Genomic DNA, 15,545 nt, shown 5'->3' with positions numbered 1-15,545 from the left:
AGGTTGCCGCACATCGTCACTGCGAGGAGCAAAGCGACGAAGCAATCCATAGCTCGACTTGCGCCGAGGAATGGATTGCCTCGCGGAGCCTGTCATCGGCGCGCATTCGCGCGACCCGTTGGCTCGCAATGACGTGGTTTAGAGAAACCTCACGCCGCTTTCTTGCTCTCGGCGAGGTTGGCAAGCTGGCGCAGGATATCGGTGGTGCCGGCGAGGCGCTCCTCCGGCGTCTCCCAATCCTGGAAGAATACGACCTTCATGTCCGGCCGGACCTTCGCGGCCTGGCCGTGCTGGCGGATGAACGCGACAAGCCGCTCGGGATGGGCGAAGGCGTTGTCGCGGAAGGTGATCACGGCTCCCTTCGGACCGGCGTCGACCTTCTCGACATTGGCTCTGCGGCAATACGCCTTGATCGCCGCGACCTTGAACAGATAGCGCACTTCGTCCGGCAGCACGCCGAAGCGATCGCGCATCTCGGCGGCGAAATTGTCGATCTCCTCGTCGGTCTCGAGATCGGCGAGACGCCGATAGAGCGACAGCCGCACGCTGAGATCGTTGACGTAGTCCTCGGGGATCAGCACGGGCATGCCGATCGTGATCTGCGGCGACCAGCGGTCGGCGGCGGGTTCGGCAACGCCAGCCTTGAGGTTGACGATCGCCTCCTCCAGCATCGACTGGTACAGCTCGAAGCCGACCTCCTTGATATGGCCGGACTGCTCCTCGCCCAAGAGATTGCCGGCACCGCGGATGTCGAGGTCGTGGGAGGCAAGCTGGAAGCCCGCGCCTAGCGTCTCCAGCGACTGCAGCACCTTGAGCCGCCGCTCCGCCTGTGCCGTGATCTTCTGTTGCGCCGGCAGCGTGAACAGCGCATAGGCGCGCAGCTTGGACCGACCGACACGGCCACGGAGCTGGTAGAGCTGCGCGAGGCCGAACATGTCGGCGTGGTGCACGATCAGCGTGTTGGCGTTCGGAATGTCGAGACCGGATTCCACGATCGTGGTCGACAGCAGGATGTCGTATTTGCCGTCGTAGAACGCGGACATGATGTCCTCGATCACGGTCGGCGGCATCTGGCCGTGGGCGACCGCAACCTTCATCTCCGGCACGTTCTTGTCGAGGAAGTCCTTGACGCTGGCGAGGTCCTCGATCCGCGGCACCACGTAGAACGCCTGCCCGCCGCGATAGCGTTCGCGTAAGAGCGCCTCGCGGATCATCAAGGGATCATGCGGCGCCACGAAGGTGCGGACCGCGAGACGGTCGACCGGCGGCGACGCGATGATCGAGAGCTCGCGGACGCCGGTCAGCGCCAATTGCAGCGTGCGCGGGATCGGGGTCGCCGACAGTGTCAGCACGTGCACCTGGGCGCGCAGCTGCTTCAGCCGCTCCTTATGGCTGACGCCGAAATGCTGCTCCTCGTCGACGATCAGTAGGCCGAGGTCCCTGAACTTGATGGTCTTGCCGAGCAGCGCGTGGGTGCCGACCACGATGTCGACGCTACCGTCGGCGAGTCCCTTCTTGACCTGGTTCAGCTCCTTGGTCGAGACCAGACGCGACGCCTGCGCGATATTGACCGGGAAGCCGCGGAACCGTTCCGCGAAGGTGCGCGAGTGCTGCCGCGCGAGCAGCGTGGTCGGCACCACGACGGCAACCTGCCTGCCCTCCAGCGCCACGGCAAAGGCCGCGCGCAGCGCCACCTCGGTCTTGCCGAAGCCGACGTCGCCGCAGATCAGCCGGTCCATCGGGCGGCCGATTTCGAGATCCTTCAACGTCGAGGTGATGGCCCCCAACTGGTCCTCGGTCTCCTCGTAGGGGAAGCGCGCGCAGAACTCATCATAGACATGCGGCTGCAGCGGGAATTTCGGCGCCTCGTGGAGTTGGCGTTCCGCCGCGATCTTGATCAGTTCGCCCGCGATCTCGCGGATGCGGTTCTTCAGCTTGGCCTTGCGGGCCTGCCAGCCGCCGCCACCGAGCCGGTCGAGCTCGACATTGGCGCTGTCGGAGCCGTAGCGCGACAGCAGCTCGATGTTTTCGACCGGCAGGAACAGCTTGGTGTCGGCGGCATAATGCAGCTCGAGGCAGTCATGCGGCGCGCCGGAGACTTCCAGCGTCTGCAGGCCGACGAAGCGGCCGATGCCGTGCTCGACGTGAACGACGAGATCGCCGGTCGAGAGGCTCGTCACCTCCGAGATGAAATTGTCGAGCTTGCGGCTCGCCTTGCGCGGCCGCACCAGGCGGTCGCCCAGGATGTCCTGCTCGCTGATGACGGCGAATTCATCGGTCTCGAAACCGGATTCCATGCCGAGCACGGCCAGCATGGTCTCGTTGCGCGGCGTCGCCTGCACGATGCGCCAGGTGTTGACGTTGGTGAGGTTCAACAGCTTGTGGTCGCGCAGCATCGCGCCCATGCGGTCACGCGAGCCCTCGCTCCACAGCGCGATCACCACCTTCTTGCGCTGCGATTGCAGCGCGCCGACATGGCCGACCACGGCCTCGAACACGTTGACGTTAGTATCGGCCCGCTCAGGTGCAAAGTTGCGGCCCAGCCGCGCGCCGGCATCGAACACCTCGCCCGCGCCTTCGGGCACGGCGAACGGCGTCAGCCGAACCAGCGGCGCGTCGCCGAGCAGCTTGGTCCATTCGTCTTCGGTCAGATAGAGCTTGTCCGGCGACAGCGGCTTGTAGATCGCGCCGCCGCCCGGATGCTCCAGCGCCTCGCGGCGCGCCTCGTAATAGTCGACGATCTGCTTGAAGCGTTCGCGGGCGGCGTCCTCACCCTGCGGCTCGATCGCGACCACGGCGCCGTCGAGATAGTCGAACAGCGTGTCCATCCGCTCCTGGAACAGCGGCAGCCAGTGCTCCATGCCGGGATGGCGGCGGCCCTCGGACACGGCTTCGTAGAGCTGGTCGTCACGTTCCGGCGCGCCGAAGGCGGCGACATAGCCCATGCGGAAGCGGCGGATGGTTTCGGTCGTAAGCTGGAATTCCGAGACCGGCACGAGGTCGAGCCCGCGCATGTCGAGCAGCGTGCGCTGGGTCTCGGCATCGAACGTGCGGATGGACTCCAGCGAGTCGCCGAAGAAGTCGAAGCGAACCGGCTGATCGAGGCCGGCCGGATACAGATCGAGGATACCGCCGCGCACGGCATATTCGCCGGGCTCACGCACCGTGGACGAGCGGGTGTAGCCGTTATGCTCGAGCCAGGCGACGATCGAATCCATCGGTACGACGTTGCCGGGCGCGACTGACAGCGCCTGCGCCGCGACCTGCTCGCGCGCCGGCACCCGCTGCACGGCCGCGTTCACCGTGGTCAGCACGATCAGCGGCTTGTCGCTTCCCACCAGCCGCGACAGCTTGGCGAGCGTGGTCAGGCGCTGCGCCAGAACGCCGGCATGCGGCGAGACGCGATCATACGGCTGGCAGTCCCAAGCCGGAATCTGCATCACACTGATGTCTGGCGCGAAGAATTCTAGCGCACGGGCGAGCTGCTGGACGCGCGCGCCGTCGCGGCACACCACGGCAAGGCTCACGGCCGATCGCTTCGGCTTCGCCGCGATCGCGCGCGCCAGATCCGAGATGACGAGCCCTTCGGCGCCCTCCGCGACATTCGCGATGGTCAGCACCCGGCCGGGCGCCAGCATCGCGGCCGGTGATTTGGCAGGCTGTTTCATGCGCCGTGATCCGCGACGCGAAACGACTTGACGCGATCGAACAGCGCCGTCGCATGTTCGGCCGACAGCACCCTGTCGCCGGTCAGCGCGGCATAGAGGTCGGGATCGGGCACCTCGATCAGGCGCTCGAGATCGCCGAGTTCCTGATCGGTGAGATCGGCAATCGTCGCGTCGGCGAAACGGCCAAGGATCAGGTCCATCTCCCTGATACCGCGATGCCAGCAGCGAAACAAAAGCCGCTTGCGGCGGTCATCAAGCCCGCCGCTCGATCGTGTCGATCCCGTCATGAGCCAAAATCCATCCAACGCCAAAAGCCCGGACGTGCCGGGCGAGGCTTGATATAGCGACCGAGATCGCCGATGTCAGCCCTCGTTCTCGTCATGGCGGGGCCGCGGCCGTCCGAAGGACGACGTTGCTTTCGCTCGCCTATGGTCCGGCCATCCACCTCTTCTCGCTGCACTTGGCAAAAAAGACGTGGATGCCCGGCGTAAAGCCGGGCATGACGAGCTGGAACGGTCTTGGATTCTCTGATGCGCCCCAGCCTGCTCAATCCGCTGTTTGCCCCGGTCACGACCCTGCAAGGCGTCGGCCCGAAGCAGGACAAGCTGTTGCGCTATCTGCTCGACCGCAACGAGACCCCGCGGCTGGTCGATCTGCTGCTGCATCTGCCCGCCAGCGTGATCGACCGCCGCGCGCGGCCCAAGATCCGCGACGCTGCGCCGGGAACCGTGGTGACGCTGGAGGTCACTGTCGACCGCCATCGCCCCCCGCCGCCACGCAACGCGCGCGCGCCCTACCTCGTCTATGCCAGCGACGACACCGGCGATGTCGTGTTGGCCTTCTTCCGTGCCCAGCCCGGCTATGTCGAGAAGCTGCTGCCGGTCGGCGCCAAGCGCTACGTGTCCGGCACACTGCAAATGTATGACGGCACCCCGCAGATCGTGCATCCCGACCGCGTGGTCGACGAGGCCGGATTTGCCAAACTCTCAGGGATCGATCCGGTCTATCCGCTGACCGAGGGGCTTGCACTCGGCTCGCTCCGCCGTGCGATCGCGCAAGCGCTCACGAAGCTGCCGGATCTGCCGGAATGGATCAGCCCCGAGGTGCTGCGCCGCTGCAACTTTCCGCCGCTCCGCGAGGCGCTGACCCGCGTGCATGTGCCGGTCGAGTTGACCGACATTTTGCCCGACGGCCCGTTCTGGTCGCGGCTGGCCTTCGATGAGCTGCTCGCGGGCCAGCTCGCGCTAGCCTTGATCCGCGCGCAGTTGCGCCGGCCGGCCGGCGACCGCAACGCCGGCGACGGTCACCTGCGCAACAAGATCATCGACGCCCTGCCCTATGCGCTGACCAAGTCGCAGCGCGATGCGATCGCGGCCATCACCGAGGACCTCCGCCAGCCGGTGCGGATGCTGCGCCTGGTGCAGGGCGACGTCGGATCCGGCAAGACGGTGGTGGCGCTGCTCGCAGCCGCCGCCGTGGCGGAGGCCGGCAAGCAGGCAGCGTTGATGGCGCCGACCGAAATCCTGGCGCGCCAGCACATCAAGACCATCGCGCCGCTCGCCGAGCGCGCCGGCCTAGGGGTCGCGATCCTCACCGGTCGCGAGAAGGGCAAGGAGCGCCGCGAGCTGCTGACGCGGCTCGAAGCCGGCGAGATCGATCTTTTGGTCGGCACACATGCGCTGATCCAGGACGACGTCGTCTATCGCGCCCTCGCGCTCGCCGTGGTCGACGAGCAGCATCGTTTCGGCGTGCGCGAGCGCCTCGCCCTGACCTCCAAGGGCGAGGCCGTCGACGTGCTGGTGCTCAGCGCGACCCCGATCCCGCGCACCCTGGTGCTCACTTACTTCGGCGACATGGACGTCTCGGAGCTGCGCGAAAAGCCCGCCGGCCGCCAGCCGATCGACACCCGCGCGGTGCCGATGAGCCGAATCGAGGACGTAATGGACGGCGTCGGCCGCGCGCTCGCCGCCGGCAAGCTGGTCTACTGGATCTGCCCGCTGGTGGATGAATCCGAGGCCGAGGGCACCGAGCATCTCACCAACGCGACGGAGCGGTTCGAGTCTCTGCAAAAGCGCTTCGGCGATCGCGTCGGTCTGGTGCACGGCCAGATGAAGGGCGCCGAGAAGGATCGCGTGATGGCGCAGTTCGCTGCGCACGAGATCGGCCTGCTCGTTGCCACCACCGTGGTCGAGGTCGGCGTCGACGTGCCGGCCGCAACCATCATGGTGATCGAGAACGCCGAACGCTTTGGGCTTGCGCAACTGCATCAGCTGCGCGGCCGCATCGGCCGCGGCTCGGAGGCCTCGACCTGCCTCCTGCTCTACAAGGAGCCGCTCGGCGAGATGTCGAAGGCGCGGCTCAAGGTGATCCGCGAAACGACCGATGGCTTCAGGATCGCCGAGGAGGACCTCAAGCTGCGCGGCGAAGGCGACGTGCTCGGCGTCAGGCAGAGCGGCCTGCCCGGCTACCGCATCGCGCGCTCCGACGTGCACGGCCAGCTCATCACACAGGCGCGCGACGAGGCACTGCGCATCATGAAGGACAATCCGAAGCTGAAAGGCGAGCGCGGCGAGGCGTTGCGCTGCCTGCTCTATCTCTACGAACGCGACGAAGCCGTGCCGCTGATCGGCGCGGGCTAGCACCCTCCACCGTCATTGCTCCGTCGCTTTCGCTCCTCGCAATGACGGTGTGGGACGGCGACAGGGAATGACCGCAGCCGGCCTACTCGACCTTGGCCGGCGCCACCGGCTGCAGCGAGGCCTGGTTGGCGATGCGCGCGGCATTAGCCATGCCGGCGAGCGCGGCGGCCCGCTTCTGATCGTTGGTGCCGGGCTGCACCACGCCGGCCGACATGATCAGCGTCGCGGCATCCTCTGCGCTCATCTCGACCTCGATGATCTTGCTCTTCGGCACGTAGAAGAAGAAGCCGGTGGTCGGGTTCGGCGAGCACGGCAGGAACACCGAGATATGCTCCTCATTGCCCGGCAGGCTCGCCGAGACGTCGGCACTCGGCGCCTGCGAGATCAGCACGATCGACCACATGCCGGGCGACGGAAACTCGACCAGCCCGACGCGGCGGAAGCTCGATCCGTTACTGGAGAACAGCGTCTCGAACACCTGCTTCAGGCCGCGATAGATCGCGCGCACGGCGGGAATCCGCCCGAGCAGCCTTTCGCCGAGATCGACCAGCGAGCGGCCGACCAGGTTGGCGGTCAGGAAGCCCAACAGCGTCAGCGCGACTACGGCGACGACCAGGCCCGCCCCGGGCAGCCCGAACGGCAGATAGGTCTCCGGGCGGTAGGCGATCGGCACGAACGGACGCACCAGGCCGTCGACCCAGGTGACGAACCACCAGGTCAGATACAGGGTGATCGCAACCGGCCCGGCCACGACCAGGCCGGTCAGGAAATAGTTGCGGAAGCGCGCCATCACTCCCCGAGGGGCGTCCGGCGGCGGGAGTTCACCCGGGGTAACAGGAGGCACTTGTTTGGACGTCATTGCGGTTCCAGGTGGTCGAAGCGGCCGTAGCCCACCATCCAGCTAAGCCATCCCGGCAGGTTTTTGAAGAGGTTCGTGACGGCGCCGCTTGCGACTATTCGACCGTGACCGATTTGGCCAGATTCCGCGGCTGGTCGACGTCGGTGCCCATCACCACGGCGGTATGATAGGCGAGCAGCTGCACCGGCACGGCATAGACGATCGGCGCGAAAGCCGCCCCCATGTCGGGCATCACGATCGTCAGCAGCGACTGGATCGTCGCCTCGGCCGCGCCCTTGGCGTCGGTCATCAGGATGATCTTGCCGCCGCGCGCGGCGACCTCCTGCATGTTGGAGACGGTCTTCTCGAACACCTTGTCGTAGGGCGCGATCACCACCACCGGCATGTGCTCGTCGATCAGCGCGATCGGCCCATGCTTGAGCTCGCCGGCGGCATAGCCCTCGGCATGGATATAGGAGATCTCCTTCAGCTTCAGCGCGCCTTCCAGCGCCAGCGGATAGCTGGTGCCACGGCCGAGATAGAGCACGTCGCGTGATTTCGAGATCTCACGCGCGAGCTTCTCGATCTGCGGCTCGATCGTGAGCGCCTCCGACATCAGGCGCGGGATCTCGACGAGGCCGTGCACCAGCTTGGCCTCGTCGGCGTCGGAGAGCTCGCCACGCGCCTTGCCGGCGGCGACGGCGAGCGCGGCGAGCACCATGAGCTGGCAGGTGAAGGCCTTGGTCGAGGCGACGCCGATCTCGGGACCAGCGACCGTCTGCAGCACGATCTCGCTTTCGCGCGCGATTGTCGAGGTCGGCACGTTGACGACCGACAGCGTATGCGCGCCCTGCGCTTTGGCGTAGCGCAGCGCCGCGAGCGTGTCGGCGGTCTCGCCGGACTGCGAGATGAAGATCGCGAGATCGCCCTTGCGCAGCGGTGCCTCGCGGTAGCGGAATTCGGAGGCGACATCGAGCTCGACCGGTAGCCGCGCCAGCCGCTCCAGCCAGTATTTTCCGATGAATCCGGCATAGCTCGCGGTGCCGCAGGCGGTGATCGAGACGCGCTGGATGTCACTGAAGTCGAACGGCAGCTTCACCGGCAGCGTGACGCGCTCGGTCGCCATGTCGACGTAGCGGGCGAGCGTGTGCCCGACCACTTCCGGCTGCTCGTGGATCTCCTTCGCCATGAAGTGGCGATAGTTGGCCTTGTCGACCAGCGCGGTCGCGGTGGTGTGCTTGATCGCCTCGCGCTGGACGATCGCGTTGTCCTTGTCGAAGATGGTCGCGCCGTTGCGCGTGAGCACCACCCAGTCGCCGTCCTCGAGATAGCTCACCGTGTCGGTGAACGGCCCGAGCGCGATCGCATCCGACCCCAAATACATCTCGCCGTCGCCATGGCCGATCGCGAGCGGCGGGCCGTTGCGGGCGCCGATCATCAGGTCGTCCTCGCCGGCGAAGATGAAGCCGAGCGCGAAGGCTCCGCGCAGCAGCGACAGCACCGCCCTCACCGCCTCGATCGGCTTGACGCCGCCCTTGAGCAGGTCGTCGACCAGATGCACCACGACCTCGGTGTCGGTCTCGGTCGTGAACACGGTGCCCTTGGCCTCGAGCTCCTCACGCAGCTCGCGGAAATTCTCGATGATGCCGTTGTGGACAACGGCGACGCGCTCGGTCGCGTGCGGATGCGCATTGTTCTCGGTCGGCCTGCCGTGGGTCGCCCAGCGGGTGTGGCCGATGCCGGTGTGGCCGCCGAGCGGCTTCGCCTCGAGCCGGCCCTCGAGATTCTTCAGCTTGCCCTCGGCGCGGCGGCGCGCCAGCCCGCCGTTCTCCAGCGTGGCCACGCCGGCCGAATCATAGCCGCGATACTCCAGCCGCTTGAGCGAATCCACCAATTGCTCCGCGACTGGAGCGCGTCCAAGAATGCCGACGATGCCGCACATGCGGTTCAATGTCCCCAAAAATCGCCGAAAATTTGCCAAGGCGGCGACACGGTCCCTTAACGGGAATCGCCGGCTGCAAGATACTCAATAATTATTGCGGATTGCGACAGTCTTAAACAGCAAGATTGGCGCGAAAGGCTGGTTAATGCGGATTAACCCCGCCCAGGGCGAGCAGTCCAATACGCCGGCGAAGAGCTATCCTCACTCAGGCCTCCGACTGTCGCCGCAGCGCGCGCCCGGCGTGATCGGCCGGCTCGGCGACGAGGAGTTAGGAATCAACTTCTGCGCATACCGTGCGTCGTGCTTTACCCCAGAGGTACGCCGGATGATCTCATCGATCGCGGCGGCGCAATATCCTGGATAAAATCCCTGAGCGCCTCGGTATCGAACGGCTTACGCAGTATTCTTAGGTTTGGGGGAGCTGCTTTTGCAGCATCGCTGTAACCGGTCGTAAGGGCTACGGGCAAATTGGGATACCGCGACCGAATTTCTCTCGCCAGCCCGACGCCATCGATGGTCCCTGGCATGACGATATCGCTGAAAACGAGATCGATCTTTGTGCCGGCTTCGAGCAGTTTCAATGCCGCTTCGGCCGAATCTCGATAAATGGTCTCATAGCCCAGATGCTCGAACAGCGAGGATGTCACATCCGCCACATCGGCGCTGTCGTCGACCACGAGAACCGTCTGCCGCTGCGGATGCCGTGCTCTTGTTCTGGCAGCGGCGAGCCCTTTGCCGGCGATTTGCTCGTCTGCACAAGACGGCAAAAAGATTGTAATCGTCGTTCCTTGTCCGACCTTGCTGTCTGCGGTCACCGTTCCGCCGGCCTGGTGCGCAAAACCATAAACCTGGGACAATCCGAGCCCGGTCCCTTTTCCGACCTCTTTGGTCGTGAAGAATGGATCGAACATCTTGGACAGAAGATTTGGCGGAATACCGGTGCCCGTATCGCTAAGCGCAATCGCAAAGAAGGCCTTGCCAGGGCGATCGCCGCCGGTTTTCTGGTCTACGGTCACGGCGTGGAGGGATAGCGTGAACGTGCCGCCGTTTGTCATTGCGTCGCGCGCATTGACGGCAATGTTGACAATTGCAAGTTCCAGCTCGGCGAGATCCACCTTAACCGGCGAAACGCCCTCGCCAATGTTTTCGTTGTACACAATGTTCCCGCGCAACGAGCTCTCGATCATGGTCCGCATGTTCTTGATCGACGCATTCAGATCAACAACCGTCGGGCTGAGATGCTGATGACGAGAGAATGTCAGCAATTGGCGTGTGAGACTTTCCCCGCGCTTGGCCGCGGTCTGTATGGCTTCGATCGCTCGTGGCAGTTTTGGATCAAGCAGGCGTGTAAAGATCTGCGCGCTACCACCGATGATCATCAATAGATTGTTGAAGTCGTGTGCAATCCCACCGGTCAGCTTGCCGATTGCCTCCATTTTCTGGGACATTGCGAGCTGTTCGCGCGCCTGGACCAGTTTCTCCTCCGCATCGCGTCGCTCGGTTGCGTCCCGGAGTATACTGATAAAACCGATCAGATTTCCTGAGGCATCACGGCTCGAAGAGACTGAGCCGGTGATGAAGAACGGCGTACCATTTTTTCTGATGCGCCACCCCTCGACGTCGTGCTTGCCTTCTTGGATTGCCGACTCCAATGCGTGGCTCGGTGAACCCGCGCGGCGTTCATCCGGCCGGTAAAATATCCCAAAATGCTTGCCTATGATTTCTTCCGGGGTGTAGCCGATGATTTTTTGAGCAGTGCTGTTCCAGCTCGTCACGTGTCCTTCTTTATCAAGGGCAAAGATTGCATAGTCGACAACGCCTTCGATAAGGGTTTGGAAGTGGCGTCTAACGCTGTCGAGCGCCAAGGTTTTCCGCTCAATCTGACGGTACAGTTGGTCCTGAACCGAGCGCAAATGGGCTTCGGTGGCCTGGTGGGTCGCAATCGCCGCAGCCAAGGCAAGCGGCGGCACCGATACGCCGATCGAAAGCACCAGCAACGATAACAGCGCTCCATTCAGGTCCGTTTTCGGAAATGGATCGTCGCCCGCCGAGAAGCCCCACACAGCCGTTCCGACGAAAACGAGCGCGGCCGTAGCGACGTTGCATCGATTGCCGCGCAGACCAGCCCACATCAACGGCAGTAAAACCAGAAAGCCCAGAAGGCTCCGATACGGCAGCAGCACGTTAAGGTCGTTGCCGATGAGGTCACTGCCGATGAGCGGGCTGTAAGCAACGATCCCTATGATGCTCACCACGGCAGAGACTGCAATCAATTCCAATAGATTCCGATCGAAAGAACTGCGTGAGGGCATCGTTGCCCAAAGCACGACGATCGGAACAATCACCAAAGTCCCAGCCGCGTCCGCAAGCCACCAGGTCAACCAGGTAACGACGGACACGGAAAGGCCTGGTCCGTTGGCGAGAATGAATCCGGCCAACACAATGGTTGAACTGATGATCGTGGTCGGCGCAAAGCAAATGACTGCAAACTTCGCAATACCGGAGGGGATAGAAAACGCCTGTTGACCGTTCGACCAGCGACTAATCAGCCATGTTCCGGCAAATGCAGCAAGGACAGTGCCGATCCCAACGGAGCCAAACTCCAGGATAGATCGATCGGCCATGAGGTAAGGAGAAACGGCCCCCACCAAGATCGCGGGCCAAATCCTGTAACCGCGTAGCATGACCAGCGCGAGCGCAAGCCCAGTTGGCGGCCACAACGGCGTCGCGGCCGGATTTATTGCGGGCAGGAAGCTCGCGCACTCGGCAAGGCCACCGTAAATCGCGGCGACTATGAGAAGCTCGACCAAGTAGGTCGCAGCACTCCGAGCGCTGCCAAGAGCGAAAGTATCTGCTTTATCAAGAGTTGCGCTTTCCATCACAGGCCTTTGCGGTCGGCGCGTCAAAGATGCGGTGGGGAACCGCTCCGCTGTCCAATGTTAGCCCAAAGCGGGCAGTTGCATTTCCAGCACGTCGCCCCCGCCAAATACTGCAGTTTTGACCAAAGCATGGCCGCACGATGGTCGCTTGAGGGACGCCTGGCAAGTTCGAAACCAGGGGCGCTCCGGCAGGACCATTGACCTAACGGCGGAGGCACAACAGGAGACGAAAGGGTGCACGTTGGCGCCAGGAACACAAGCAGGTCCGATTGCGACGCGTGCAGGACGTCCGCTCTCCCTCGAAGGCCAACGTTCGTGAGGACACGCCCTGGCGAGCAGCGCCGTCGTTCCCGTGCTCGCCAACGGGTCCGCGCAAGGCGCGGCCAGTTGCGCCGACTAGGATGGCATTCGGGCCAGACGATAAACCGACATGGCCCTGCTGACGCCCTTGAGTTCCGCCTGGCTCTTTGCCACCGGGTATGGCGCAATAATCTCCGCCACAGCCGGCGCGCCATAAACCTCCTCGGTGATGCAAATCTCGTCGCCATCGGCAAGGTTCTGCACCCGCGCTGCGATATTCACCGTCTGGCCAAAATAATCGAGCCGCTCGTTGAGCGTGACCGCGATCGAGGCCCCCCGATGCACGCCGATTTTCAGGATGAAATCACGCTGCGGGCGGTCCCGATTGAGCTGATCCACGGCCTCGCGCATATCAAGCGCCGCCTGCACCGCATCGGCCGAAGTCAAAAACGCCGCCATCACGGCGTCACCGATGGTCTTTGTGACGGCGCCATTGTGCCGAACAGTGGCGTCGAGAAGATGCTGGAAGTGCCGCTGCACCTGAATGTAGGCGTTCAGGTCGCCGATCCGCTCGTAGAGCGCCGTCGAGCCCTTGAGATCGGTGAATACGAGGGTCACGTCGAGAACCGCAATGCCCTCCGTCGCGCTGATCACCTCTGAGCGGAAGAAGTCGCGAAAGGTTTGTGTCATCAGCAGTCGCTTGCCGGATAAGGATGGCGTGAAGCGAAGCTTCGGGCGCTGAAACGTCGCCGTTGGAAGCTGCAGGATGCCGAATACCACTGGCAGCTTGCCAGCGTTGTGAACTTCGAACCCGACCTTGCCGGGCGCGATGCTCGCTGTGGCGGCCACGCATTTGCCACCGTCGAGCATGACCGACACATGCGGTGGCGCTACACCCGCCCCCCTTGCGACCGGGACAAGAAACTGGGCGTCGCTTTCGAAATCCTGGCCCAGAAGCGCGCCTTCGGCGGCATCGATCTCGAGATTGGCTGCAGAACCTGGCTCTATGCGGGTGAGCGCCCTCACCAGCCCTTTGGCAGTCTCGCTCCATGGCACGCCGTCCGGCATGACGCCGCCTGGCGTCATTTTGTAGTGGAAGACGTAATCCCAGGCCGAAAGCGCATCCGGTCTATGGAAACGGATGCTGCGTACCGCGGGCGAAACCGTAAACGTCACCGTGATGTAATCGTCGAGCGCGGCATCGTAATCGCTTTGACAGAGGTGGCAGTGGAAATGCGTGTGCAGCTTGCGCAGGCTTCGGAAGCTCTCGACAACGTCGGAGCACATCGGACAGACGAGCAGCCAGTCCATATCGAACAGCCCAGCCACACAGGCATGGAGGAAAAGGTCGATCGCTTCAGCCTCGGCAATCGATTTCTCAGTGGCGAACTGGATCGGGTTGATGCGGTAGAGTGCCTCGTCCGTGCCCGAGCGCAGCAGCATCTCCAGCCGCGAAACGACGCGCGGACTCCAGGATTTGGCCGCTTCGAGCGCGACCAGGCGCTCTTCGAGCTTTTTCTCGTCGATCATCGCATGATACCGCGATTAAACCTCGATCGGCCTCGGCGTTCCACTCAACCTAAATACACAATTCATGAGCTCGGGGCGAGCCCAACACTCTCTGCGAGAGTCCGGAGTAGCGATCGCCCATGGCACTGAGTTGCCCGACGGCGCAAGGCCCCGCATCAAAAATATTTCTGTTTTACAGAAATGTAACTCGGTGTATGAATGGCCCGTCTCACCCGATGAGGGGCGCTTCGCGATCGTCACGAGTGTTGGGTCGAGATGCGGTGGACGCCGATTGCGCAACTGACGAGTGCGCATGAGGCGGACGGTGAAGTCGTGCAGGCCTGACGCCCTAGTGGCAGGTGTCTCATCAGTGGGGGGCAAGCTCTCTCGCTGATGACGGTGACAACAAAGCCCAGTCTCGCCGGGGAGAGCACGTATAATACCAACGGCCCCCGGATTTGACTCACATTTGGGATTCCCAAATCAGTGAGTTTCTGAATCGATGTTGCTGCGTAGACAGGAGCAATATCGATGGGGGCAGCGGTAGCGATTACGCGGCTTGATTTGACCGCGGGCGAGCTTCGGAAGGCGGCGCGCAGAGAGAAGAATAGTACGGTAGCGCGGCGGATATTGGCGCTTGCGCTTGTGCTGGAGGGCGCGGACCGCAAGAAGGCAGCCGAAAGTTGCGGGATGGATCGTCAGACCCTGCGGGACTGGGTGCATCGTTATAACGCCGAAGGCTTGGCGGGACTGCGGTCGCGCAAACCGACGGGACCGCGGTCGCGGCTGACGACAGAGCAGCAGGCCGAATTGGCCGCGTTGGTCGAGGCCGGTCCCGATCCTGAGCAGCATGGGGTCGTACGTTGGCGGCGGGTGGATTTGCGCGACGCGCTTGAGCGGCGGTTTGGCGTCAAACTGCACGAACGTTCGGTCGGCAAGGTTCTGGCCAAGCTCGGGTACCGCCGGCTCTCGGTGCGGCCGCGCCATCCGCAAGCCGATGAAGCGGCTCAGGAAGCGTTCAAAAAAACTTTGCTACGACCCTCACGACAACGCTCCCCGCTCACGCCCAAGGCAAGCCGATCGAAATCTGGTTCCAGGACGAGGCGCGGATCGGCCAGCAGGGCACGCTGACACGCGTGTGGGCCAAGCGTGGCTCACGGCCTCGCGCGCCGCGCGATCGACGTTACGATTGGGCTTATCTCTTCGGTGCCGCCTGTCCTCAACGTGGCGTCGCCGCGGGTCTTGTCATGCCGACGGCAAATGCAGAGGCGATGTCACTGCATTTGGAGGCAATCAGCCGCAAAGTTGCACCCGACGCACATGCCGTTCTCGTCTTCGACGGCGCCGGCTATCACAGTGCCGGCACCGTCCGAGCTCCGGAAAATATCACTCTGTTACAGCTGCCGCCTTATGCGCCCGAGCTCAATCCGATTGAAAACGTCTGGCAGTACCTGCGCGCCAACAAGCTCGCCATCACCGTCTTCGACGACTACGACGATATCGTCGCCAAGACCTGCGAAGCCTGGAACTTCTTCGCAAATGATCCAGATCGCATCGCCTCAATCACAAGCCGCACTTGGGCAACAGTCAATCCTTAGGGCCATTGGTATAAGCCGTAAAACCATCGCGCAGGGAAGGCCGGGATTGCTCCGGTTTCACCTGTGGTCCTACCTCCCGTGCTTTCCATTCGCACGGGACCCATGGGTGCAATCGGCACCCGGCTTTCCCTGCGTCCTCTGATCAAGAGAGGGCGAAACGAAGAAGCAAAGC

8 protein-coding genes are annotated in these 15,545 nt (G+C 63.5%); 2 read left to right on the top strand and 6 right to left on the bottom strand.

Annotation, left to right across the window (positions count from 1 at the left end):
• Positions 1-149: 149 nt before the first annotated feature.
• Positions 150-3,668, bottom strand: a complete 3,519-nt coding sequence (gene mfd, locus MTX19_RS19430) for a transcription-repair coupling factor (RefSeq protein ID WP_280986111.1) — start codon at positions 3,666-3,668, stop codon at positions 150-152.
• On the bottom strand, positions 3,665-3,955 hold the full coding sequence (locus MTX19_RS19425; protein WP_280978869.1) for a succinate dehydrogenase assembly factor 2: 291 nt from the start codon (positions 3,953-3,955) through the stop codon (positions 3,665-3,667). Before MTX19_RS19425 ends, mfd begins: the two co-directional genes overlap by 4 nt.
• 243 nt (positions 3,956-4,198) lie before the next feature.
• Between MTX19_RS19425 and recG the strand changes: the two genes are divergently transcribed.
• Positions 4,199-6,307, top strand: a complete 2,109-nt coding sequence (gene recG, locus MTX19_RS19420; protein ID WP_280978868.1) for an ATP-dependent DNA helicase RecG — start codon at positions 4,199-4,201, stop codon at positions 6,305-6,307.
• Positions 6,308-6,389: 82 nt separating this feature from the next.
• On the opposite strand, the gene MTX19_RS19415 is transcribed toward recG, so the two are convergent.
• The 4 genes from MTX19_RS19415 to MTX19_RS19400 form a co-directional block, all read right to left on the bottom strand.
• On the bottom strand, positions 6,390-7,166 hold the full coding sequence (locus MTX19_RS19415; protein ID WP_280977957.1) for a DUF502 domain-containing protein: 777 nt from the start codon (positions 7,164-7,166) through the stop codon (positions 6,390-6,392).
• A gap of 94 nt (positions 7,167-7,260) precedes the next feature.
• Positions 7,261-9,087, bottom strand: coding sequence for a glutamine--fructose-6-phosphate transaminase (isomerizing) (gene glmS, locus MTX19_RS19410; protein WP_280978867.1), 1,827 nt, complete (start codon positions 9,085-9,087; stop codon positions 7,261-7,263).
• Positions 9,088-9,392: 305 nt separating this feature from the next.
• Positions 9,393-11,897, bottom strand: coding sequence for an MASE1 domain-containing protein (locus MTX19_RS19405; RefSeq protein WP_280978866.1), 2,505 nt, complete (start codon positions 11,895-11,897; stop codon positions 9,393-9,395).
• 465 nt (positions 11,898-12,362) lie between these two features.
• The gene (locus MTX19_RS19400; RefSeq protein WP_280986110.1) at positions 12,363-13,796 is read right to left on the bottom strand and encodes an adenylate/guanylate cyclase domain-containing protein; all 1,434 of its coding nucleotides are present in this window, start codon (positions 13,794-13,796) and stop codon (positions 12,363-12,365) included.
• A 510-nt stretch (positions 13,797-14,306) separates the two neighbouring features.
• Between MTX19_RS19400 and MTX19_RS19395 the strand changes: the two genes are divergently transcribed.
• Positions 14,307-15,373 (top strand): IS630 family transposase gene (locus MTX19_RS19395; RefSeq protein ID WP_280979624.1). Its coding sequence is split into 2 segments (ribosomal slippage): positions 14,307-14,793 and positions 14,793-15,373, totalling 1,068 coding nucleotides; the frame shifts between segments, so codons are not numbered across the junction.
• Positions 15,374-15,545: the final 172 nt, after the last annotated feature.

The organism is Bradyrhizobium sp. ISRA464 (assembly GCF_029910095.1).
In the GTDB taxonomy this organism is placed as follows: domain Bacteria; phylum Pseudomonadota; class Alphaproteobacteria; order Rhizobiales; family Xanthobacteraceae; genus Bradyrhizobium.
This window is presented reverse-complemented; position numbering and strand designations above follow the sequence as displayed.

Bases quoted from the DNA above. Each gene is read 5' to 3' on its own strand.
- mfd (WP_280986111.1), bottom strand. From the start codon at position 3,668: ATGAAACAGCCTGCCAAATCACCGGCCGCGATGCTGGCGCCCGGCCGG.
- glmS (WP_280978867.1), bottom strand. From the start codon at position 9,087: ATGTGCGGCATCGTCGGCATTCTTGGACGCGCTCCAGTCGCGGAGCAA.
- MTX19_RS19415 (WP_280977957.1), bottom strand. From the start codon at position 7,166: ATGACGTCCAAACAAGTGCCTCCTGTTACCCCGGGTGAACTCCCGCCG.
- recG (WP_280978868.1), top strand. From the start codon at position 4,199: ATGCGCCCCAGCCTGCTCAATCCGCTGTTTGCCCCGGTCACGACCCTG.
- MTX19_RS19425 (WP_280978869.1), bottom strand. From the start codon at position 3,955: ATGACGGGATCGACACGATCGAGCGGCGGGCTTGATGACCGCCGCAAG.
- MTX19_RS19400 (WP_280986110.1), bottom strand. From the start codon at position 13,796: ATGATCGACGAGAAAAAGCTCGAAGAGCGCCTGGTCGCGCTCGAAGCG.